The following is a 21,506-nucleotide window of genomic DNA, read 5'->3' as shown; positions in this document are numbered from 1 at the left end:
TATATTTTTAGCAGGCTACTGACCAGATGAATCCTGAGTTTCAGTCAAAAAAATACCCGAAACTTGTTCGGGTATTTTTATGAAGCCTAGTCGGTTTTATGGTTGATAGCTCAGTGACAACATTACAGTACGACCCAAGCTGTAATATTCATCAACGGTTCGATAGTCTTTATTTAACATATTTTGGCCTGTTAACCTGACTGTCCAGTCTGGATCCACTTTATAGGCAACACGTAAATCCAGGAGCCCATAACCGCCAAGACGCTTTTTATTATCCGCTTTATCATAGCTATGCCCTCTCAACTTCCAGCTCGCGCCGGTGGACCAGTCCCCCCAATTACGATCCAGATGCATATTGGCTAAACGTTTTGCTCTTCTGGGCAAAACATTCCCTGTTTTGTCATCCTCTGGTTGCAAAAATGAAGCATCCGCTGACACTTGCCAATCTGCAAGTCTTGTTGTGACTTCAAACTCAACACCTTTGATCTTAGCCACGTCGACATTAGATGGCGATGTATCCCAAACTATCAGGTTTCTGATCTTGTTTTTGTAGGTATTGATGGCCCATCTTCCCCAGCTTGGTGTGCCTTCCAACCCAATACCATACGAGGTCGATTTTTCTGGTTTCAGATCAGGATTGCCTTGAAACCCAAAACTATCTAATGGATAGTAGAGATCGTTAAATGTCGGGGTCTTGAAGCCAGTTCCGGCATTAGCGGTCAACTTTAACTCATCACTCAACTGGTAACCATAATCAGCTGTTCCTGTTGTTTCATGGCCGAATGATTCATTATCGTCATGACGAGCACTCAGAAGCCAGCTGTTTTTATCAAGCTCAGCATCCCAGCTAGCAAAAACAGCTTTATTGTCACGAGAATCAGAGACATAAGTATCAGAACTATCAATCTTGTCATTCTCATACTCGAAGCCAATATTGACTCGATGCTGAGCATTTAATCTAAGATGATTTATCCAGCCGGCATAACGATGACGTGTATTGTAATTTGTGGTTATCTCATCATCGACATAATTTTGAGAACGATCACGCGACTCAGAAAGGCCAAAACTCATAGACCATGTATCGTTTACTGAGATATTGTTATTAAGCCCAAGAATTTGTTGAACGGTATCGGTGACGTAATTTTTATTTACACTAGATCCATCATAGTGATTACGTGCATTTGAACGAAGCAGATTAACATCCGTTGACCAGTTTTCTATCCACTGTTGATTGACTTTTAACGATACACTTTGATTACGGTAACCGTCATGATCAGGGTTACGATCTTCTCTAGCGTTGATGCCATTGGTTGTGTCGTAGCTATAGCTAAGATTATATTTGGTCGTTTCGTTTCCACCACTTACGCCAGCTTGGCTTCTGAGAGTATTTTTGGTACCAGCAGACACCGTAAAATTTGGCGTAGGTTTACTAATTGAACCGCTTTTAGTGAAGATTTGGATCACACCACCTATAGCTTCAGAGCCATAAAGACCAGCTCGAGGCCCGCGGACAATTTCAATACGTTCAATTTGGCTAACAGGGAAATCTTGTAATGCTGACGAACCAGATGTGGCTGAATACCATTTAACGCCATCAACTAAAACAAGCACGTGATCAGAATTTGTTCCACGGATTGAAACACCACTTGTCTTACCCAAACCACCATTCTGAGTCATATCAATACCAGGAAAACGTGACAGAAGTGTAGCCAGATCTTGAATCTGAAGTTTTTCAATATCAGCTTCTGTGATCACCGTAGTCGGCGCTAGAGCATTTTCCGTAGGCATGCGATTAGCGGTAACGGTGATAGAGTCAAGCTCATCACTAGCGATAACAGGTAAAGAAAGTAAAGAAGAAATCAGCGTAAAAGCTGAAAGACGCGTGCACGCACGCAAAGGCAACGCCTTTGAAAACAAGTTCATAATTGTCTCCTGAGGATACGCTCACCCGCGATCCAGGGTTAATAGGGTCACAACACATTGTGTTGTTACGAAACCTCAGGCCGGTCTCCGGACTTACGTTGTGGCTATCGCCTGACACATCGCCTTCCCACGACATTCGCAGTGGCTTAATGATGTGCTTTTCAACGTTTACCGTTGCGGGGGCAGTGTTGGATTTGTCACCAACTTCCCGTTTAACTCTGCATAAACAGAGCACCTGAAGAGCCGCGCATAGTAATGGCTGCGCATCCATCCGTCAAACTGACTATGTCAACTATAGCGACAATGACGCCTGATTCCTATACGGCAAATTGACAATATGTGGCATTAATCCTTATTCTATCGCGTGTTTTAGGTGTTGCTAACGCAAGTAAACGGGAAGTCGGTGCATCACTAGATAATGCCGACACTGCCCCCGCAACGGTAAGTGAGATGAGATAAACGTTATGCCACTGTACAGCGCTGTATGGGAAGGTGTTTATCAGGCAAAACTCACAAGTCCGGAGACCGGCCTGAAAATAAAACGTGCCAACTGGCAAATTCAAAACCTATTGTGTGCGGGTGGGCACACTGGAGAATCACATCATGACCTTATCTCGTTCTCAGCAACTGATTATTGCTGGTCTTTTAGCACTTTTAATGTTCATGACCCGAGGTCATCATTTTGCTTCTGTCGACGCGTTACCGAGTGCATCATGGGCTATCTTTTTCCTAGCCGGTCTTTACCTGAGTTCAGCTGCCTGGTTTCCTGTATTTTTAGTAATGGCTGCTGGCCTCGATATCGCCAGTGTGTTGTTGGGTGGTGGTCAATTAAGTAATAGTTTCTGTATGTCTCCTGCTTACGGATTTCTGATTCCTGCTTATGGTAGCTTATGGATGGCTGGACGCTGGTATGCATCAAAATATCAATTTAATGCAGCCACCTTATTGCCGCTTGTTGGCAGTGTATTGGTAGCAGCCACTGCAGCCACCTTATTTAGTGGTGGCGGTTTCTACTTCTTCTCTGGCCGTTATCCTGATCCAACATTCACTGAATACACACAGCGTTTTATTCAGTACTTCCCTAAAAACCTGGCTGTAATGAGTTTCTATCTGGTAGTTGCAATGATTTGCCATGTGTCTCTGCATTTCACAGCAACGACACAACGAGCAGATCAACAGCATTAATAGAGATGCAGTCGCAGTCATGCGCTGCTGTTGTCATTGCTGCACCGGCATCTGGCCAAGGTAAAACCACGGTCACCGCTGTATTAGCAAGACATTACCGGCAGCAAAACAAACAGGTGCGCGTATTCAAAGTGGGTCCAGATTTTCTGGACCCTATGGTTTTAGAATACGCATCAGGTCACCCTGTTTATCAGCTTGACCTGTGGATGGTCGGCAAACAACACAGTCAGCAACTTTTAGCAGAAGCGGCGCAACAAGCCGATATTATTTTGATTGAAGGTGTGATGGGCTTGTTTGATGGTGAACCTTCCACAGCTGATCTGGCTGCTGCTTTTGGTATCCCTATCCTTGCCGTGATCGATGCCAGTTCCATGGCACAAACCTTTGCAGCCATCGCTGTCGGTTTGGACCAATATCGAAAAGATACGCGTGTCGCTGCCGTTATTGCTAATAAAGTCGGCAGTGAACGTCATGCCGATATGCTCAAAAAAGCCTTACCTAACACTCTTCCTTGTCTCGCTACTTTGTTCAGACAAACTGAACATGCCCTGCCCAGTCGTTATTTGGGTTTACAGCAAGCCAATGAAGTCACTGATTTAGAGCAACGCCTGAGCCATACTCTGGACGCTTTTGACTTCGACAATACAGTCTCATTACCTAACATCGATTTTCCGTTTATTGATGTTGAGCCACTGCCTCTCTTACTCGAAGGTGTAAAGATTGGGATTGCCAGAGATGCCGCTTTCTCTTTTCTTTATCAAGCGAATCTGGATTGTCTGGAAGCCTTAGGTGCTGATCTTATTTTTTTCTCGCCACTAACAGACAAACAATTACCAGACATCGATAGCCTTTATCTGCCCGGTGGTTATCCCGAGCTACATCTGGAGACATTGAGTCAAAACACCAATATGATTCAATCTATTCACCAACATTACCATGCCAATAAACCAATCATCGCTGAGTGTGGCGGCATGTTATACCTATGTGAATCCCTGACGGATAAAGCGGATAACACTGCTAGTCTATGTGGAATTTTGCCTGCCAAAGCCAAACTTCAGGCGAGACTGACAGCTCTCGGATTACAGGAAGTGACAATCAATGTTGCGGCCATCAGAGGCCACACCTATCATCATTCTTTACTCAGTACAGAACTGGTCTCGGAGATAAACGGACAGTGTCCTAATGGTAAATCGGTCAGTGAAGTGGTCTATCAACAACAGCGTTTAACCGCCAGCTATATCCACTTTTATTTTTACTCAAACCCTCACCTTATTGCAGCGTGGTTGACGCCATGAGTGATTCACCTCATCAGTTTTCACAAGAAGAACGAGAAGCCGTTTATCGCGCCATAGCAGAACGTCGGGATATGCGTCACTTTCGACCAGCTCCTGTTGATCCAGAACAATTAAAACGTTTACTGATCGCGGCTCATCAAGCCCCCAGTGTCGGCCTGATGCAACCCTGGCGAATAATTCGAATTACTGATTCCATTATTCGCGAAAAAATAAAAGCACTGGTGGAAAAGGAACGTATTGAAACAGCCAAAGCCATGAATGAACGCGAAGATGAGTTTATGCGTTTAAAAGTCGAGGGCATGGATAATTGTGCTGAAATCCTGATTGTCGCTTTATGTGATAAACGTGAAGAACATATTTTTGGCAGACGAACCATGCCGAATATGGATTTGGCCTCAGTATCTTGTGCCATCCAAAATATGTGGCTCGCAGCAAGAGTGGAAGGTTTGGGCATGGGCTGGGTTTCTATTTTTGAACCTGAGGCACTGGCACAATTACTGAAACTCCCTTCGGGTGCCTCCCCCGTCGCTATTCTCTGCCTGGGTCAGGTTAATGAGTTTTATCCAGAGCCGATGTTACAAATGGAAAACTGGCGACAAGGTATTGAGCTGGACGCGGTTTTATATGAAAACCAATGGGATGAACCTGCCAAGCTATGACCTTACTGTTTATCGTGCTTGCCGTATTGCTTGACTGGTTGCTTGGCGAACCAACACGTCGCCATCCGCTGGTTGGTTTTGGGCGTCTGACCAAGCTCGTTGAAACCAGATTATATTCATCAGAACACAATCAAAAAAAACAGTTTATCAATGGCTTACTCGGTTGGCTGATACTCGTCTTACCTTTTGCCTTGATTGCCTATTTTATGAGTCAAATTACCGTGCTCAACAGCTTATTTAGTGTGCTGGTACTTTACCTTTGTATTGGCCATCGGAGTTTGTATGACCATGTCACCCCGATCATCGAAGCATTGAAACAAGGTGATATTGAACAGGCAAAAACTTATACCAGCTATATTGTCAGCCGTGACAGGGAAACTCTGCATATTCCTAAAGCCAGTATCGAATCTGTATTAGAAAATGGCGCCGATGCCATTTTTTCAGCTATCTTTTGGTTTATCGTGGCAGGATTGCCTGGCGTCGTTATCTATCGTCTCAGTAATACTCTGGATGCCATGTGGGGCTATAAAACAGAGCGCTATTTATTCTTTGGCCGTTTTGCTGCGCGTATTGATGATGTGCTGAACTTTATTCCAGCCCGTTTAACAGCACTCAGCTATGCTCTGGTGGGTGATGTCCGTTCAGGTTTACAGTGCTGGAAACAACAGGCTAAACAATGGGATAGCCCTAATGCTGGTCCAGTTATGGCGGCTGGTGCTGGTGCATTAAATATTAAGCTGGGCGGTTTAGCTCGCTATCACGGCGTCTGGCATGATCGTCCTAAGCTTGGTCTCAACCACGAAGCGAGCGAGAGTGATATTCCCCGCGCCTTACATTTAGTGACAGACAGTCTATTGCTGTGGCTGGCCGGTATTACTGTGATCACAGGAATTAGCTATGCTTGAACACGGTGGCAAACTCAACCATTACATCAAAAAGTACGGCATAGCCAGCGAGTATTGGTTGGATTTATCTACCGGTATTAATCCCAATGGCTGGCCTGTTCCCCCCCTGCCAGAACAGGTTTGGACACGTTTACCGGAACAGGATGATGATTTACTCACTGCAGCGGCAAACTATTATGGCAATGAAAGTTTAATTGCCCTGCCCGGAAGCCAGGCTGCCATTCAGTTTTTACCGCAATTACGCGAGCCTTGCAGAGTGAGGGTCATACACCCCTGCTATGCCGAACATGCTTATAGTTGGCAAAAAGCAGGTCATGATGTTGAGGCCATCCATCACGACGAGATTGATTCATTGCTTGCCGAAACAGATGTGCTAATCATCATCAACCCGACTAACCCAAGTGGCAGGCAATACAAAAAAGAACAACTTTTAAGCTGGCATCAACAATTACAACAACATGATGGCTGGCTTGTGGTAGATGAAGCCTTTATTGATACATCACCTGACAAAAGTCTTTGTCGTCTGCCTGCCATGCCTGGACTCCTTATCCTCAGATCGGTTGGTAAATTCTTTGGTTTGGCAGGTTGTCGTGTTGGTTTTTTAATCGCCGAACAATCCGTTCTCGATCAGATGAAAGAACACCTGGGCCCGTGGCCCATTGCTACTGCTTCACGTTATATCACCATACACGCTTTTAAAGATACTGACTGGCAACAACACTGCCGCCAGCAACTTCAGTTTCAATCAGCACGTCTGGCGCAATTACTGACTCGTTATGGTCTCAGTCCTACCGCTGGCACAGACTTATTTCAGTGGGTCAGACTTTCTGTCGCCAAAGACATACATGAGAAACTGGCAAAAAATGCCATTCTGACCCGCTTATTTGAATCCCCTGCCAGTTTGCGTTTTGGTTTACCCGCCAATGAACAGCAATGGCAGCAGTTAGAAAAAGCCCTGCAATCGCTACGAGTTGATCATGAAACATAAAACATTAATGGTTCAGGGCACCACATCTGATGCGGGCAAAAGTACCGTTGTCACCGCCTTATGTCGCTGGTTTAAACAACAAGGTTATCAAGTTGCGCCGTTCAAACCACAAAATATGGCACTCAATAGTGCAGTGACCGCAGAAGGTGGTGAAATCGGTCGCGCTCAGGCGGTACAAGCACAAGCCTGTCATCTGGCACCACATATTGATATGAACCCGGTGCTACTCAAACCTAATAGTGACTCTGGTGCTCAGGTCATTATTCATGGCAAAGCGGTTGCCAATATGGAAGCGCGCTTTTACCACGACTATAAGCCTACGGCGATGCAAGCGGTTCTCGATTCGCATCACCGGCTGGAATCGAATTATGACCTTGTTGTCGTAGAAGGTGCGGGCTCACCAGCAGAAATTAATTTACGCGATCGTGACATCGCCAATATGGGCTTTGCAGAAGCTGTAGATTGTCCGGTTATTCTGATTGCCGATATTGATCGCGGTGGTGTATTTGCTCATCTGGTCGGCACGCTGTCGTGTTTATCTGAGTCAGAACAAGCGCGGATTAAAGGCTTTATTATTAATCGCTTTCGCGGTGATATGAGTCTATTGCAACCCGGTCTGGACTGGCTGAAACAAAAAACCGGTAAACCGGTGTTAGGTGTTTTGCCCTATCTGCACGGTTTACATTTAGAAGCTGAAGATGCGGTGAATACCCAACAAATAACGGGCTCAGATAAACAACTCAATATTATCGTGCCGGTATTACCCCGCATCAGTAACCATACTGATTTAGACCCATTAAGATTGCATCCTCAAGTCAATTTACAGTTTATCGGCCCTGATGACACCATCCCGGCGGCCGATCTGATTATTTTGCCTGGCAGTAAACACGTCCGTGCTGATTTAGAGTGGCTGATTAAACAAGGCTGGCCTGAAGCCATAGCTAAACACTGTCGTTATGGTGGCAAAGTGTTGGGTATCTGTGGTGGTTTTCAAATGCTTGGCAGACTGATTCATGATCCTGATGGCATTGAAAGTCAGCCTGGTAGCAGTGATGGTCTCGGCTTGCTGGATATGGAAACAACGCTAGCCGGCGATAAAACATTACGACAAAATCAGGGACAATTACTTATCAATAGTTCAGCCGTCACTATATCCGGTTATGAAATACATGCAGGTATCAGCACAGGAAAAGCGCTGGCATCGCCCCTGATGACACTATCACATGGTCCGGATGGTGCTATCAGTGATGACCGACAGATTATCGGTACGTATCTACATGGTTTATTTGAACATGACGAAGCTGCTCAAGCCATACTGACTTGGGCAGGTCTTGATGATGTTCAGTCTGTCGATTACTGGCAGCTTCGTGAAAATGACATCAATAAACTGGCAGAGATGATTGCAACACATGTGAACACAGAAAAGTTGATGCAGATTCTTGAGGACCGACGATGACCAAGACATTAATTCTGGGTGGCACAAAATCAGGTAAAAGTCACTTAGCTGAGCAGTGGGCAAACGCCACCAGCCAAATCGTCAGTTATATCGCCACGGCACAAGCGCATGATGATGAAATGGCACAACGGATTAAACAGCATCAGCAACAACGACCAGACAACTGGCCAACCATTGAACAGCCGCTTTATCTAGGGGATGCAATAAACCAAGCAACAACGGATGTTGTACTGATAGATTGTTTAACCCTGTGGCTGACCAATCTCTTATTAGCTGAAGGCGATCTGCTGACAGAACAGATATCAGCGTTGTTAGATACGCTGCAAACCACTGATAAACACATCATTATGGTCAGTAATGAAACCAATATGGGCGTGATGCCTTTGGGTGATTTAACCCGTCGTTATTGTGATGAGGCTGGTGTCTTACATCAGCGTATCGCCAAAATGAGCGATAACGTCATCTTAACCGTGGCAGGTTTACCTCATATATTAAAAGGACAACTGCATGAACAGCTTCGCTGAATGGCTCAAACAACCAGTTAAATCAGTAGATAAGACGCATGAACAACAAGCCTTGGCGCGTCAGCAGCAGTTGACTAAACCGCCCGGCTCTCTAGGGCAGCTGGAAAACTTAGCCGTCAAGATTGCCAGTTTACAGGCTAGTGAAATTCCGGACCTGACGCATGTGCATATCACTGTTTATGCCGCAGACCATGGCGTCATGGCCGAAGGTGTTTCAGCCTTCCCTCAATCCGTTACTGCAGCCATGATCAGAAACTTTGCCAATGGCGGTGCTGCTATTAGCGTATTAGCACAGGAGTTAACCGCAAAACTCGATGTGATCAACGTTGGTACAGTAGACACATTGGAAGACATTCCAGGCGTATTCGATAAACGTATCGACGCTGGCACGGCGAATTTCTGTCAGGGTCCAGCGATGACAGAGCAACAATGCCAACAGGCAATATTAGTTGGTCGTGATAATGTCTTAAGTGATATTGATAACACCCAACTCTATATTGCTGGTGAAATGGGGATTGGTAATACCTCTACCGCCAGTGCTTTAGCCTCTGCTCTGCTGAAATGCGACCCTATCGATGTGGTAGGTCCTGGCACAGGACTGGATAAACAAGGTATTCAACATAAAGTCACTGTCATTCAACATGCACTTGAATTACACCAATCAGAATTGAATGATGGTCCTCTGTCGACACTTACGCTATTGGGTGGCTTTGAAATCGCTGCCATGGTCGGTGCTTATCTGACCTGTGCCAAACAAGGTATTCCAGTGCTGATAGATGGCTTTATCAGTACGGTGGCGGCATTAACGGCTGAGAGAATGCAGCCAGGATGCAAAGACTGGTTTATTTATAGCCATCAAAGTGCTGAGCCCGGTCATAAAGTGGTTTTAAACGCTTTAGACGCGAAACCATTACTTCAACTGGATATGCGTCTGGGAGAAGGCAGTGGTGCAGCAGTGGCTGTTCCTCTTCTTCGCCAAGCCTGTCTGTTACACAATGGTATGGCCACATTCGAACAAGCCAATATCAGTAAAGGAGACACGTAATGTGGTTATCGTTCCAAATAGCCCTTCAATTTCTCACGATTATTCCGGTCAGCTATGCCAGTGCAAGTGATCAACAGCTTGGACGTTCCTTAGTTTTTTATCCTGTTATTGGCTTGATTATCGGCTTAATTTTGTCAGGACTCATATCCGTCCTCCCTGTTTCCTACAGTTTGCTCAGTGCTGCTTTATTACTGACAGCCTGGGTATTGTTAACGGGTGGCTTACATATTGACGGTCTTGCTGATTCGGCTGATGCCTGGCTAGGCGGTATCGGCAATAAACAACGTACGCTGGAGATTATGAAAGACCCGGCAGCGGGCCCCATTGCGGTCGTTGTATTAACGTTAAGCTTATTAATCAAACTGGCCTTAGTAGAAATCGTTATCTCATCAGGCGAAACCTCCGCCTTAATCTGGAGCATCATCCTGGCCAGAACGGCGATGCCATTATTATTTCTGACGACTGACTATGTCAGACCCAACGGCATTGGTGCCGTATTAAAACAGTGCCTTCCCGTCAAGCAAGTGAAATGGATGCTGCTTATCACCACCGTCATCGCATTATTCTGCCTGGGTTTCACACCGCTGTTACTTGGGTTGATCGTATTCTTATTACATCGCTACACGATGGAGCATCGGCTTGATGGCTTTACCGGTGATACAGCCGGGGCGATGGTCGAATTGCTGGAAATCAGCTTTTTATTGTTTTTAATTTTGTTTTAGGAAAATCCAATGTCTGATACTGAAAAAAGTGAACGTCATAAAAAACGTATGCAACGCCATAAAAATGTGGTCGATGAGAAAATTCAAAAAGCAGAAAAAGACAAAGGTTTATTATTAGTTATTACGGGTAATGGCAAAGGCAAGAGTTCTTCTGGATTTGGGATGGTGGCCAGAGCCTTGGGGCATGGTATGAAAGTCGGTGTGGTTCAGTTTATTAAAGGCGCTTTCAGTACAGGCGAAGAATCATTTTTCCGTCGCTTCCCCGAAGAAGTTTCTTATCATGTGGTTGGTGATGGTTTTACCTGGGAAACACAAAACCTTGAACAAGATATTGCTTCCGCAGAAAAAGGCTGGGAAATCTGCAAAGCCATGCTCAACGATCCAGAAATCGATGTCGTGTTATTAGATGAGTTGAATATTGTCTTGAAGATGAAATATCTCAATGCCGAAACAGTATTAAATGACATCGCACAAAGACCAGAGATGCAACATGTCATTATCACCGGTCGAGGAGCCCCTGACAGCGTCATAGAGGCAGCAGATACCGTTAGCCGTATTGAGGATGTTAAACATGCATTTCGTGCCGGTATAAAAGCACAGAAAGGCATCGAATTATAAGCGGCTTTTTACCCTGTCATAAAACTGTAAAGTTACTCACATTTTCTGTGGATAACTCTGTGATTAAGTTTGGAGTTAGTCGCTAAGTGCCTCTCATACAAAGGCTCTTCTCAAAATGGTTAAAAAATAACCATATAATTTTATCATTAAAAATCAATAAGTTATAACGCTGCCATTAAAAATCAGTCGCTTACGGGAACTTTTTAATAAAAGCATTACAGAAAAAATACAAGTGTATAACTCTGTAGAAAAGTGTTGACATAGAGTAATGACCAGCACAAAACAAAAAGCCCGGTAGTGTTCACTACCGGGCTTTTTTTATTTCACTTTTTGAAACTGATAAATCAGGATTTAACCGCTTCCGCTGCACTGTCCATTTCCAGATGAATATCCTCATCTTTTAGCGTGACACGAACATGTCCACCACCCTGACTCAATTTACCAAATAACAGCTCATCAGCCAGTGGTCGTTTGATTTTCTCCTGAACCAGTCTCGCCATAGGACGAGCGCCCATTTGCACATCATAACCATGTTCAGCCAGCCATTGGCGAGCCGCATCATTCACTTCGATAGTGACGTTTTTATCTTCAAGTAACATTTCAAGCTCTAATACCGCTTTATCCGCTACCCGAAGGATGGCATCCTTATCCAAAGGTTTAAATTGAATAATGCCATCAAGACGATTACGGAACTCTGGCGTGAAGGTACGTTTCAGGGCTTCATTACCGTCAGAGGTTAAATTGTCCTGCTTGGTGAAACCAATGGATGGTTTACTCATCTCAGCAGCACCGGCATTACTTGTCATCACTAACACGACATGACGGAAGTCCGCTTTACGTCCGTTGTTATCCGTCAATGTGCCATGATCCATCACTTGTAGTAACAGATTAAACACATCTGGATGCGCTTTCTCAATTTCATCTAACAACAGCACTGCGTGAGGTTGTTTGATGATGGCATCCGTTAGCAGACCGCCTTGATCAAAGCCAACATAACCAGGAGGTGCGCCAATGAGTCTTGATACGGTATGGCTTTCCATATATTCCGACATATCAAAACGAATCAGATCAACCCCCAAATTATGTGCTAACTGACGTGTGACTTCGGTTTTACCTACACCGGTAGGACCTGCAAACAAGAAGGCACCTGTCGGTTTTTCTGGATGACCCAAGCCTGAACGCGCCATCTTAATCGCAGAGCCTAGAGCAGAAATTGCTTCGTCCTGACCAAAAATAACGCGTTTAAGATTATCTTCCAGTTTACGCAGATTATCTTTATCCGCATTGGACACCGTTTTCGCAGGAATACGTGCAATTTTCGCCACGATAGCCTGCACATCATTCACACCAATCAGTTTTTTACGTTTAGACTTCGGTGCAATACGCTGAGCGGCACCGACTTCGTCTAACACATCAATCGCCTTGTCTGGCAGGAAGCGATCATTAATATGACGATGCGCCAACTCAGCAGCCTGTTCAATCGCCGCATTGGAGTAACGCACATTGTGGTGCTCTTCCAGGCCAGGTTTAAGGCCTTTCAAAATTTCAATGGTTTCAGCCACACTGGGTTCTGGCAGATCAATCTTCTGGAACCTGCGTGCTAAAGCGCGATCATGCTCAAAAATACCCCGGTATTCCTGATAGGTAGTTGAACCAATACACTTCAGTTCACCACTGGCTAATAACGGTTTTAATAAGTTAGCCGCATCCATCGTGCTGTTACCTGCACTACCTGCACCAATCATGGTATGGATTTCATCGATAAACAAAATCGCGTGTGGCTGCTTTTTCAATTCACGTAATAAGGCTTTCAGACGTTTTTCAAAATCACCCCGGTATTTTGTACCGGCAACCAGTGCGCCCATATCTAAAGAATAGATGGTGGTTTCTGCTAACACTTCAGGCACGTCACCGTGAACAATGCGTCTTGCCAGACCTTCAGCCAGAGCTGTTTTACCGACCCCTGCTTCACCGACAAATAAAGGATTATTTTTACGACGACGACACAGGATTTGTAACGTACGTTCTAATTCATGGGCACGACCAACAAGCGGATCGATTTTACCTTTGATGGCGGCTGCATTCAGATTTTCGGCATACAATGTCAGAGGACTTTTATCATCATCAGAAACATCTTCGCTTTCTACTTTGGCTTCTGATTCTGATGTAGCAGCACTATCCTCAACATCGCCATGACTAATCGCATTGACGACATCCAAACGTGTGACATCCTGCTTTTGCAATAAGTAAACGGCTTGAGATTGTTGTTCAGAAAAGATCGACACCAGAACATTTGCCCCAGTCACCTCAGAACCACCTGATGACTGAACATGCATCACAGCGCGCTGTAGAATACGTTGGAATGCCAGCGTTGGTTGAGTTTCGCGCTCACTATCCTCAGCGAGTGTCGGTAGATTATCAGCCAGAAAATCGCTTAATTCCTGTCGTAAAACAGTGATATCTACTTCGCACGCCTTCAATACGGCCAATGCCTGACCATTTTCCAGTAGCGCTAATAAGAGATGCTCAACGGTAAGAAACTCATGAGCACGTTGGCGAGCATAATTAAATGCTTGGCTGAGGGTTTGTTCGAGCTCTTTACTTAACATGTTACGTTCCACCTTATTGGTTGGATATCGAACTAGGTCATTCCTCTTCCATCGTACACTGCAATGGATGACCGTGGCTTTGAGAATAGCTGTTGACCTGTTCGACTTTCGCTTCAGCTATCTCATAGGTAAAAATACCACACAAGGCACTACCTTCGGTATGCACTTGAAGCATGGTGCGTGTAGCACGCTCACGCCCCATGCCAAAAAGGTTTTCGAGGACTTCAATCACAAAATCCATTGGCGTGTAGTCATCATTTAGCATAATCACCCGGTACTTGGGTGGTTGCTTCAAGTCTGGCTTTGCTGGAGCAACGGCATATTCATTGTCGTTGTTCCATTCGTGATCATTTTCCTGACTCATGCCCTTTTTTAGCTCGCTTCATCAATCATTTTTTGTAATTCGCCGTTTTCATACAGCTCCATAATAATGTCACAACCACCCACTAATTCACCTTTAATATACAGTTGTGGGAAGGTTGGCCAATCTGCATAACGATGCAGATTTTCACGCACATCTGGCTCTGCCAATACATTCACATAAGCAAATTCTGCACCACACGCAGATATGGCTTGAGAAGCCCGGCTTGAAAAACCACATTGTGGAAACTCAGGCGTCCCTTTCATAAACAAAATGACCGGGTTTGATTGAATCGCCTGTGTAATTTTTTCCATTACTTCCATTCTTTAATCCTCGTAGTTTTGAAATTTATTGTGTCTGATGAGATGGGGATGCTTTTATAGTTTTCAAGCTTAGGCTAGTTATATTCAAGCTGCAATAAGCCAAGAATCGCATCCAGTCCATTATGATTTATTGCTGTCGCCGCCTGCTGCTGCACTTTCGGTTTAGCGTGATAGGCCACACTCAAACCAGCTGGCTCCATCATTAACAAATCATTCGCCCCATCCCCCACCGCTATTGTTTGTTCAGCGACAATGTTCATTTTGTCACAACATGACAACAGAAAATCGGCTTTGGTTTGTGCGCCACAAATATCGCCGTCAACTTCTCCAGTGAGTTTGCCGTCTTTTTCTGCCAGCTTATTGGCCTGAGCAAAATCAAGCCCTAAACGCTGCTTTAATCTATCGGTAAAAAAGGTGAAGCCACCCGATACTAATGCCAGGCTAAAGCCATGCTGTTTAAGTGTCGACACCATCAACTCAGCCCCAGGACTCAATCGCAAACGTTCATCATAAACTCGTTCAAGAACCTCAACATCTAAACCTTTCAATAAAGACACGCGCTTCCGAAGTGAAGTTTCGAAATCTATTTCACCACGCATCGCTGATTCTGTAATCGCTGCAACTTCGGGTTTTAGGTTCATAAAATCAGCGATTTCATCAATACACTCGATGGTAATCAGCGTTGAATCCATATCGGTGACAAGAAGTTTAGCGGCACGATGATCAAATTGTTCTGGTATCAGATTAATATCGAAATCATATTGCTGACGAAGCTGATGCATAGCCTCAGCATCAATGCCAGAGACATGAGTCACCGTCACATAGTGTTTATACCAGTTAAACTGACCAGAATATTGATGGGCGATCTGCTCTGCCAGTTCGTGAGTGAGAGTTTTGCCTTGCAGTACCAGTGTTGTCATGATGTTTCCGCACTAGATAAAAAAACGGCGAGCTGAAAACTCAGCTCGCCGAATCATTGTAAATCAGTCAGATTTAAAATTGGGGTTTAACAGGTGCTGATTTAAAACGTTCAACACTGGCCACAATTTCAGTTTCAGCTTCAGCTTTACCCACCCAGCCTTCAACTTTGACCCATTTGTTCTTTTCTAAATCTTTGTAGTGTTCAAAGAAATGTGAAAGTTGATTCAACAGACGTTCTGGTAAGTCATTAATATCTTTCACATCATCGTACATTTTATCGTGTGGCACGGCGATAATTTTGGCATCTTCACCAGACTCATCAGTCATTTTTAACATACCCACAGGACGGCAACTGACCACTGAACCACTGATTAATGCATACGGGCTGACAACCAATACATCAACCGGATCACCGTCATCAGACAACGTGTGTGGAACATAACCATAGTTGCATGGATAAAACATCGCAGTATTCATGAAACGGTCAACAAAAAGTGCCCCGGTTTCTTTATCAACTTCATATTTCACAGGATCAGAATGTGAAGGGATTTCAATAATGACATTGATGTCTGTTGGCAAATTTTTGCCTGAACCAACACGGTCGAGATTCATAGGGTTATGCTCCAGATAGCAAATAAACAAAGTCGCTGATTATAGAAGAAAAGCCCTTCAGGTTAAACTCTCAGCAAGTGAATAAGCATTATTCTTCATAACATCGCCAATCTGACTTTATGTCACGCGCTAAATCCATTAAGCGATAAACCCAGCAAGTCACTCAATTAGCGAACGAGAAAGAACGCAGCTAACGCAAAAAGAAATAGTGAAAATAAACGACTCAGGATATGGCTTGGTAACGTCTTGGCTAATTTTGCGCCAATCGGTGCAACCCAGACACTGGTGGCAATAATCCCTAAAAAGGCTTGCCAGTGAACAAAGCCGCTCTGCCACTGCCCATCAACATGTTCGAGTTGGGAGCCAATCAATATGTAGCCAGCAGCCCCACTTAAGGCAATTGGCAAACCACACGCCGCCGCAGTTCCCACCGCACGTTGCATAGAAAGTCCACTCATTACCAGGTATGGCACGACCAGTGAACCACCACCAATTCCAACCATAGCGGAGACAATACCAGTAATTAAACCAGCAGAAAAAATACTCGGGGCTGCTAAAAATTTAGTTGAGACAGATTTAGGTGGCGGCAACCACATTTTTACTGCTACCAACAAAGCAAATACCCCAAACCATATCTTTAAAATATGGCTAGGCATGGAACTGGCAATATAGGCCCCGGCAAAGCTACCTAATACAAGGCTTGGTGCCAGCTTTTTCACCAAATGCCATTGCGTTGTTTCATATTTGTGGTGAGCTAACATAGAGGAGATTGAGGTAACACTAATCGTCATTAATGAAGTAGCAATAGCCACATGAATCGCAATGTCAGATGACATACCCTGCCAGCCAAAAACCAGCATAAGGATAGGCACAATGATCAGGCCGCCACCAATACCAAACAAACCGGCCAGCAAACCAGACACCAAACCTGCAATTAGATAGCCAATCCATTCCACCATAAAGGGTACTCTCTATTTCGTTCCAACTGAGCAAATCAATAAGATAAGTCTTTGACTTTACTTGAATATGTCAGGCGCGTATAAAAGGTAGAAAAACCATAATAAACGTGTTTCATGCCCACAGTTTGTAATGAAGAGAGGGAATTCTATGGCATCGCTCAGCTATGTTCCAATCATTCTTGGTATTTTCGGTTTACTTTGTGCTTTATTTCTCTATATCTCAATCCTGAAAAAACCTGCTGGGATAGGTAAAGTCGTCGATATCGGTGATCAGATTCATCTGGGAGCAATGGTCTTTATGAAAGCAGAATATTCGCGGTTAGCGGTTTTTTGCTTATTGTGTATTTTAGCGTTGGGATTCTCTAATTTAGGTTGGCCAAGTGCGTTTGCATTTTTCATTGGTTCTATGTGCTCCGCCTGTGCCGGATTCATCGGCATGTATGCCTCCACCAAAACCAATGTAAGAACAGCGGTTGCCGCACAGAATCAAGGTACCTCCGCCGCTTTATCTGTTGCTTTCTCCGGGGGCTCAATCATGGGACTCACTGTGGCCGCCATGGGCTTACTGGGTTTAGGCTTTCTCTACCTGCTGTATGGTCACGATCCTCAGACCACACATATTATTCATGGCTTTGGCATGGGTGCTTCTTCAGTCGCCTTATTTTCAAGAGTCGGCGGTGGCATCTATACCAAGTCCGCTGATGTCGGTGCTGACTTAGTGGGCAAGGTCGAAGCCGGTATCCCTGAAGATGATCCCCGTAATCCTGGGGTTATTGCTGACAACGTGGGCGACAATGTTGGGGATGTTGCAGGTATGGGCTCCGATATTTTTGAATCCTACTGCGGTGCCATTATTGCCAGTATTACGATTGCCTCCACCATGGGGCTTGTTGCCGTCAATCAACTCGCCAGTGAAAAATCTACACTGATGTTTCTGCCACTGGCGTTGGCCTCTGCAGGACTTATTTGCTCGATATTGGGCATTCTCAGTGTAAAGCTATTTTCACAACAAGCCCCGAGCGTTGCATTAAGAATCGGTACCATTGGCGCATCACTTCTTTTTATAGTCACTGCCTGGTGGTTAATTGGACTGATGGGCGGTGCTGGGGAGTTATGGATTGCCGTGTTATCCGGTGCACTGGGTGGCATCATTATTGGTTTGGTGACCGAGTATTACACAGGTGGTGCCCCCATAAAGAAATTGGCAGCAAGTGGTGAAACCGGCCCTGCCACCATTATGATTTCCGGACTCGCCTTAGGCATGCAATCTGTCGCTATCCCTGTTATCACCATTGCCGCCATTATTTTTTCAGCCAGTTATGTCGCCGGGCTTTATGGAGTGGCTATTGCTGCGGTTGGTATGTTGGCAACAGTAGGAATTACTATGGCGATTGATGCTTATGGTCCTGTTGCCGACAATGCAGGCGGTATTGCTGAAATGGCGGAAATGGGTAAAAAAACCCGGGATATTACTGACTCACTTGATGAGCTGGGTAATACCACAGCTGCCATAGGTAAAGGCTTTGCCATAGGGGCTGCGGCACTGGCTGCATTGGCCATTATCAGTGCTTATATTGAAACGATCAGCCATGGTGACAGCAACTTTGTTTTATTGTTAAACAACCCGCTGGTGCTGATGGGCATGTTCTTGGGCGGTATATTCCCATTTTTGGTCAGCGCGCTGACCATGACCGCTGTCGGTGATGCTGCCTTTGACATGATTCGAGAGATTCGTCGTCAGTTTAAAGAGATTCCAGGCTTATTAGAGGGAACGGCTAAGCCCGATACTGCCCGCTGTGTTGATATCGCTACCAAAGCCGCTTTGAATAAGATGGTATTGCCTGGATTATTAGCCGTATTAGCTCCTGTAGTCGTTGGCTTTGTACTGGGTCCACAAGCTCTGGGTGGCATGTTGGCTGGCGCACTTATCTGTTGTGTCATGATGGCGCTGATGATGGCTAACGCCGGTGGTGCATGGGATAATGCAAAAAAATATATCGAGAAAGGGAATCATGGCGGTAAAGGCTCTGAAATACATAAAGCCGCTGTGGTTGGTGACACAGTGGGAGACCCATTAAAAGATACATCCGGCCCAGCCATGAACATTCTGATTAATGTGATGGCCATCGTCAGCCTGGTTATCGCCCCGCTTCTCTGAACTTACATTTAATAAACTTCACAGAGGCCACATGATGTGGCCTTTTTATTTTCGGGTACAGCATTGAAAAAAGCACTTTCACATCAACACATTTGGGCCATAGCCGGACCGATGATTCTGGCAAATTTGTCCACCCCCATACTTGGCTTAGTTGATACCGCTGTAATGGGCCACCTCAACTCCCCCATCTATCTTGGTGCTGTCGCACTCGGCAGTATGGTGTTTACCTTTCTGTTCTGGGGTTTTGGTTTCCTACGTATGGTCACAACCGGCCTGACTTCTCAGGTCAATGGCCATGGCAGTCAGCAGGAAACGGAGTCCGTGTTAATCCAGTCGGCACTGTTAGCTTCGGGTATCGCGTTGTTGTTACTGTTATTGCAATGGCCGATTGCCAAGATTGCTTTCAGCTTAATTGATGGCAGTGCCGAAGTCTTATTACAGGCCCAGCAGTATTTTTTTGTTCGTATCTGGAGCGCACCAGCCACCTTACTTAATTACGCCATTATGGGTTGGCTGATTGGCATAAGCGCCTCACGATCAGCCTTAGCGATGGCAGTTGTGATTAATATCACCAATATTGTGTTGGATCTGTTGTTTGTGAATGTGCTGGAAATGAAAGCAGATGGTGTGGCTTTAGCCACGGTTATTGCAGAATTAAGCGGCTTAATATTTGCGCTATTTCTATTAACCCGAAAAGGATTTCAGTGGCAAAGCATTGATATTCGACAGGCAATAAAGCGATTTATAAAAGAGCGACATCAGCTAGCCTTACACGGCAATTTTATGCTGAGAACCTTATGTTTAATTTTCAGTTTTGCCTTTTTCACCAATCAGGGTGCTCAACATGGTGATGTCGTTCTGGCCGCGAATATGGTTTTGCTCAATTTTATTACCTTTATGGCCTATGTCCTGGATGGTTTTGCCAATGCTACCGAAGTGATGACAGGTAAGGCTGTTGGCCGTAAAGACAAAGATATGTTGAAAGCCAGTCTTCTTATGAATGGACAATGGGCGCTAGCGGTCGCCGCTTTATTTAGTCTTGTGTATGGCTTATTTCACCAACAGATTGTCAGTATGCTTACCGATATACCGGCTGTTGTAACACTAGCGGAGCAATATAGTACTTGGGTTATTATTGCGCCGTTGCTTGCTGTTTGGTCCTATTTATTTGATGGTTTATTTGTCGGCGCGACACTTGGCAAAGAAATGAGAAATGCCATGCTGTTTTCGGTCTTTGTCTGTTTTTTACCCAGTTGGTATTTCTTTCAAGACTATGGAAATCATGGCTTATGGGCAGCCTTGATGGTACTTTTTATTGCCAGAGCCATCTCTCAAGCTGCCTATCTGCCCGGTATATTCCAGCGCATAGCCCTTAAAAAATGATTTATCCGGCTAGCAAATCAAACTTTCGCGGTTGCCCGGTGAATGGGCAAATAAACGCCAGATAATAAGCACTGAGTTGCAGATTTTCTGTGGTTTTACGCTGACCATAAAGTCGGTCACCAATCACTGGAAACCCTAGGCTTGCTGCATGCCGACGGATCTGATGTTTACGGCCTGTTTCAATCGACACATCTAACAAACTCTGTTGTTTGACTGGATCGTACTGCATAAAAACGAAATGGCTACGAGCGTGTCTGCCGTCAATCGGCAGATCAACGGTAATAGGCTTGTCGCTTGTTGCCGCTGCTGAAAACTCGCCTTCCACCCAGATTCGATAGCGCTTATCAATATCTCGTTGTTGAAATAAAGCCGATAATTTTGCTGCTGCCTGTTTTTCATGAGCAATCACAATTAAACCATTAGCGGCCCGATCCAGGCGATGCACGACGAAAGCATTACGTTGAGGTTTGAGTTCTTGCTCGGCCCAGCGAGTGACGGTGCAGTGATCGCCCCATTTCGATCCTTGGGATAATACACCGTAGGGTTTATTCCAGACGCTGTAATGGCCAAAGTCGGCCATCAACTCAGGAGGTGTCATTTCACGTTCTAACACGGCTTTGTCGTAGTAGAGATGCAAGGTTTCACCCGCTTTTAATAAACGCTTGGCTCGGCGCAAGCGTTGTGTTCTTTTGCCGACACTGACCCACACTGCTCCCTTAAGCATAATACGTTTTAAATGTTGCTTAGAAAGCGCACAGGCATCAGCTAATAGATCAACGGCATTAGCCCCTGATTTTTCAACAGGTAAATGAATTTCAAAACGATCAGTGTGATAAGACATTTTATGATGGCTGGCTTTG

Annotated in this window: 20 protein-coding genes and 2 riboswitches; of the genes, 12 read left to right on the top strand and 8 right to left on the bottom strand. The window is 45.0% G+C overall.

Features of this window, described 5'->3' with window-relative positions:
- Positions 1 to 96: 96 nt before the first annotated feature.
- A complete protein-coding gene (locus MAMP_RS04265; protein ID WP_007144754.1) occupies positions 97 to 1,923 on the bottom strand; it encodes a TonB-dependent receptor domain-containing protein in 1,827 nt (608 codons plus the stop codon).
- 61 nt (positions 1,924 to 1,984) lie between these two features.
- Positions 1,985 to 2,177, bottom strand: a riboswitch (cobalamin riboswitch).
- A 100-nt stretch (positions 2,178 to 2,277) separates the two neighbouring features.
- A riboswitch (cobalamin riboswitch) is annotated at positions 2,278 to 2,471 on the top strand.
- A 55-nt stretch (positions 2,472 to 2,526) separates the two neighbouring features.
- Between MAMP_RS04265 and MAMP_RS04260 the strand changes: the two genes are divergently transcribed.
- From MAMP_RS04260 to cobO, 10 genes are read left to right on the top strand one after another with little or no spacing between them, the layout of a single operon-like run.
- Positions 2,527 to 3,108, top strand: a complete 582-nt coding sequence (locus tag MAMP_RS04260) for a hypothetical protein (protein ID WP_007144752.1) — start codon at positions 2,527 to 2,529, stop codon at positions 3,106 to 3,108.
- Between the two features lie 5 nt (positions 3,109 to 3,113).
- On the top strand, positions 3,114 to 4,403 hold the full coding sequence (locus MAMP_RS04255; protein WP_007144751.1) for a cobyrinate a,c-diamide synthase: 1,290 nt from the start codon (positions 3,114 to 3,116) through the stop codon (positions 4,401 to 4,403).
- Positions 4,400 to 5,062 carry a 5,6-dimethylbenzimidazole synthase gene (gene bluB, locus MAMP_RS04250; protein ID WP_007144750.1) on the top strand — a complete coding sequence of 221 codons (663 nt, stop codon included), beginning with the start codon at positions 4,400 to 4,402 and terminating at the stop codon, positions 5,060 to 5,062. Before MAMP_RS04255 ends, bluB begins: the two co-directional genes overlap by 4 nt.
- Entirely contained in the window at positions 5,059 to 5,967 is a 909-nt protein-coding gene (cbiB, locus tag MAMP_RS04245) for an adenosylcobinamide-phosphate synthase CbiB (protein WP_007144749.1), read from the top strand. The genes bluB and cbiB overlap by 4 nt, the downstream gene beginning before the upstream one ends.
- Entirely contained in the window at positions 5,960 to 6,955 is a 996-nt protein-coding gene (gene cobD / locus MAMP_RS04240) for a threonine-phosphate decarboxylase CobD (protein ID WP_007144748.1), read from the top strand. The genes cbiB and cobD overlap by 8 nt, the downstream gene beginning before the upstream one ends.
- Positions 6,945 to 8,411 carry a cobyric acid synthase gene (locus MAMP_RS04235; RefSeq protein ID WP_007144747.1) on the top strand — a complete coding sequence of 489 codons (1,467 nt, stop codon included), beginning with the start codon at positions 6,945 to 6,947 and terminating at the stop codon, positions 8,409 to 8,411. Before cobD ends, MAMP_RS04235 begins: the two co-directional genes overlap by 11 nt.
- A complete protein-coding gene (gene cobU / locus MAMP_RS04230; RefSeq protein ID WP_007144746.1) occupies positions 8,408 to 8,935 on the top strand; it encodes a bifunctional adenosylcobinamide kinase/adenosylcobinamide-phosphate guanylyltransferase in 528 nt (175 codons plus the stop codon). Before MAMP_RS04235 ends, cobU begins: the two co-directional genes overlap by 4 nt.
- Positions 8,919 to 9,980, top strand: coding sequence for a nicotinate-nucleotide--dimethylbenzimidazole phosphoribosyltransferase (gene cobT, locus MAMP_RS04225; RefSeq protein ID WP_007144745.1), 1,062 nt, complete (start codon positions 8,919 to 8,921; stop codon positions 9,978 to 9,980). The genes cobU and cobT overlap by 17 nt, the downstream gene beginning before the upstream one ends.
- Positions 9,980 to 10,702, top strand: a complete 723-nt coding sequence (locus MAMP_RS04220) for an adenosylcobinamide-GDP ribazoletransferase (RefSeq protein WP_007144744.1) — start codon at positions 9,980 to 9,982, stop codon at positions 10,700 to 10,702. Before cobT ends, MAMP_RS04220 begins: the two co-directional genes overlap by 1 nt.
- Before the next feature lie 9 nt (positions 10,703 to 10,711).
- Positions 10,712 to 11,320, top strand: a complete 609-nt coding sequence (gene cobO / locus MAMP_RS04215) for a cob(I)yrinic acid a,c-diamide adenosyltransferase (RefSeq protein WP_007144743.1) — start codon at positions 10,712 to 10,714, stop codon at positions 11,318 to 11,320.
- Between the two features lie 344 nt (positions 11,321 to 11,664).
- On the opposite strand, the gene clpA is transcribed toward cobO, so the two are convergent.
- The 6 genes from clpA to MAMP_RS04185 all read right to left on the bottom strand — a co-directional run bounded on the left by clpA (position 11,665) and on the right by MAMP_RS04185 (position 17,105).
- Complete coding sequence (clpA, locus tag MAMP_RS04210) at positions 11,665 to 13,929, bottom strand: ATP-dependent Clp protease ATP-binding subunit ClpA (protein WP_007144742.1); 2,265 nt, start codon at positions 13,927 to 13,929, stop codon at positions 11,665 to 11,667.
- A gap of 37 nt (positions 13,930 to 13,966) precedes the next feature.
- On the bottom strand, positions 13,967 to 14,293 hold the full coding sequence (clpS, locus tag MAMP_RS04205) for an ATP-dependent Clp protease adapter ClpS (RefSeq protein ID WP_007144741.1): 327 nt from the start codon (positions 14,291 to 14,293) through the stop codon (positions 13,967 to 13,969).
- Between the two features lie 8 nt (positions 14,294 to 14,301).
- On the bottom strand, positions 14,302 to 14,613 hold the full coding sequence (gene grxD, locus MAMP_RS04200) for a Grx4 family monothiol glutaredoxin (protein WP_007144740.1): 312 nt from the start codon (positions 14,611 to 14,613) through the stop codon (positions 14,302 to 14,304).
- Between the two features lie 74 nt (positions 14,614 to 14,687).
- Positions 14,688 to 15,533 (bottom strand): phosphoserine phosphatase SerB, encoded by an 846-nt coding sequence (gene serB, locus MAMP_RS04195; RefSeq protein WP_007144739.1) that lies wholly within the window; start codon positions 15,531 to 15,533, stop codon positions 14,688 to 14,690.
- A 73-nt stretch (positions 15,534 to 15,606) separates the two neighbouring features.
- A complete protein-coding gene (gene ppa / locus MAMP_RS04190) occupies positions 15,607 to 16,146 on the bottom strand; it encodes an inorganic diphosphatase (RefSeq protein WP_007144738.1) in 540 nt (179 codons plus the stop codon).
- A gap of 167 nt (positions 16,147 to 16,313) precedes the next feature.
- Positions 16,314 to 17,105, bottom strand: coding sequence for a sulfite exporter TauE/SafE family protein (locus MAMP_RS04185; protein WP_007144737.1), 792 nt, complete (start codon positions 17,103 to 17,105; stop codon positions 16,314 to 16,316).
- Between the two features lie 148 nt (positions 17,106 to 17,253).
- Between MAMP_RS04185 and MAMP_RS04180 the strand changes: the two genes are divergently transcribed.
- A complete protein-coding gene (locus MAMP_RS04180; RefSeq protein ID WP_007144736.1) occupies positions 17,254 to 19,263 on the top strand; it encodes a sodium-translocating pyrophosphatase in 2,010 nt (669 codons plus the stop codon).
- A gap of 36 nt (positions 19,264 to 19,299) precedes the next feature.
- Positions 19,300 to 20,646: an MATE family efflux transporter gene (locus MAMP_RS04175; protein ID WP_007144735.1), complete on the top strand. Its 1,347-nt coding sequence runs from the start codon at positions 19,300 to 19,302 to the stop codon at positions 20,644 to 20,646.
- Position 20,647: 1 nt separating this feature from the next.
- On the opposite strand, the gene MAMP_RS04170 is transcribed toward MAMP_RS04175, so the two are convergent.
- Complete coding sequence (locus MAMP_RS04170) at positions 20,648 to 21,487, bottom strand: RluA family pseudouridine synthase (RefSeq protein ID WP_007144734.1); 840 nt, start codon at positions 21,485 to 21,487, stop codon at positions 20,648 to 20,650.
- Positions 21,488 to 21,506 lie beyond the last annotated feature (19 nt).

This window comes from Methylophaga thalassica MP (genome assembly GCF_000214595.1).
Taxonomy (GTDB): domain Bacteria; phylum Pseudomonadota; class Gammaproteobacteria; order Nitrosococcales; family Methylophagaceae; genus Methylophaga; species Methylophaga thalassica.
The sequence above is the reverse complement of the archived record's forward strand: the minus strand, read 5'-3'. Positions and strand labels throughout refer to the sequence as shown.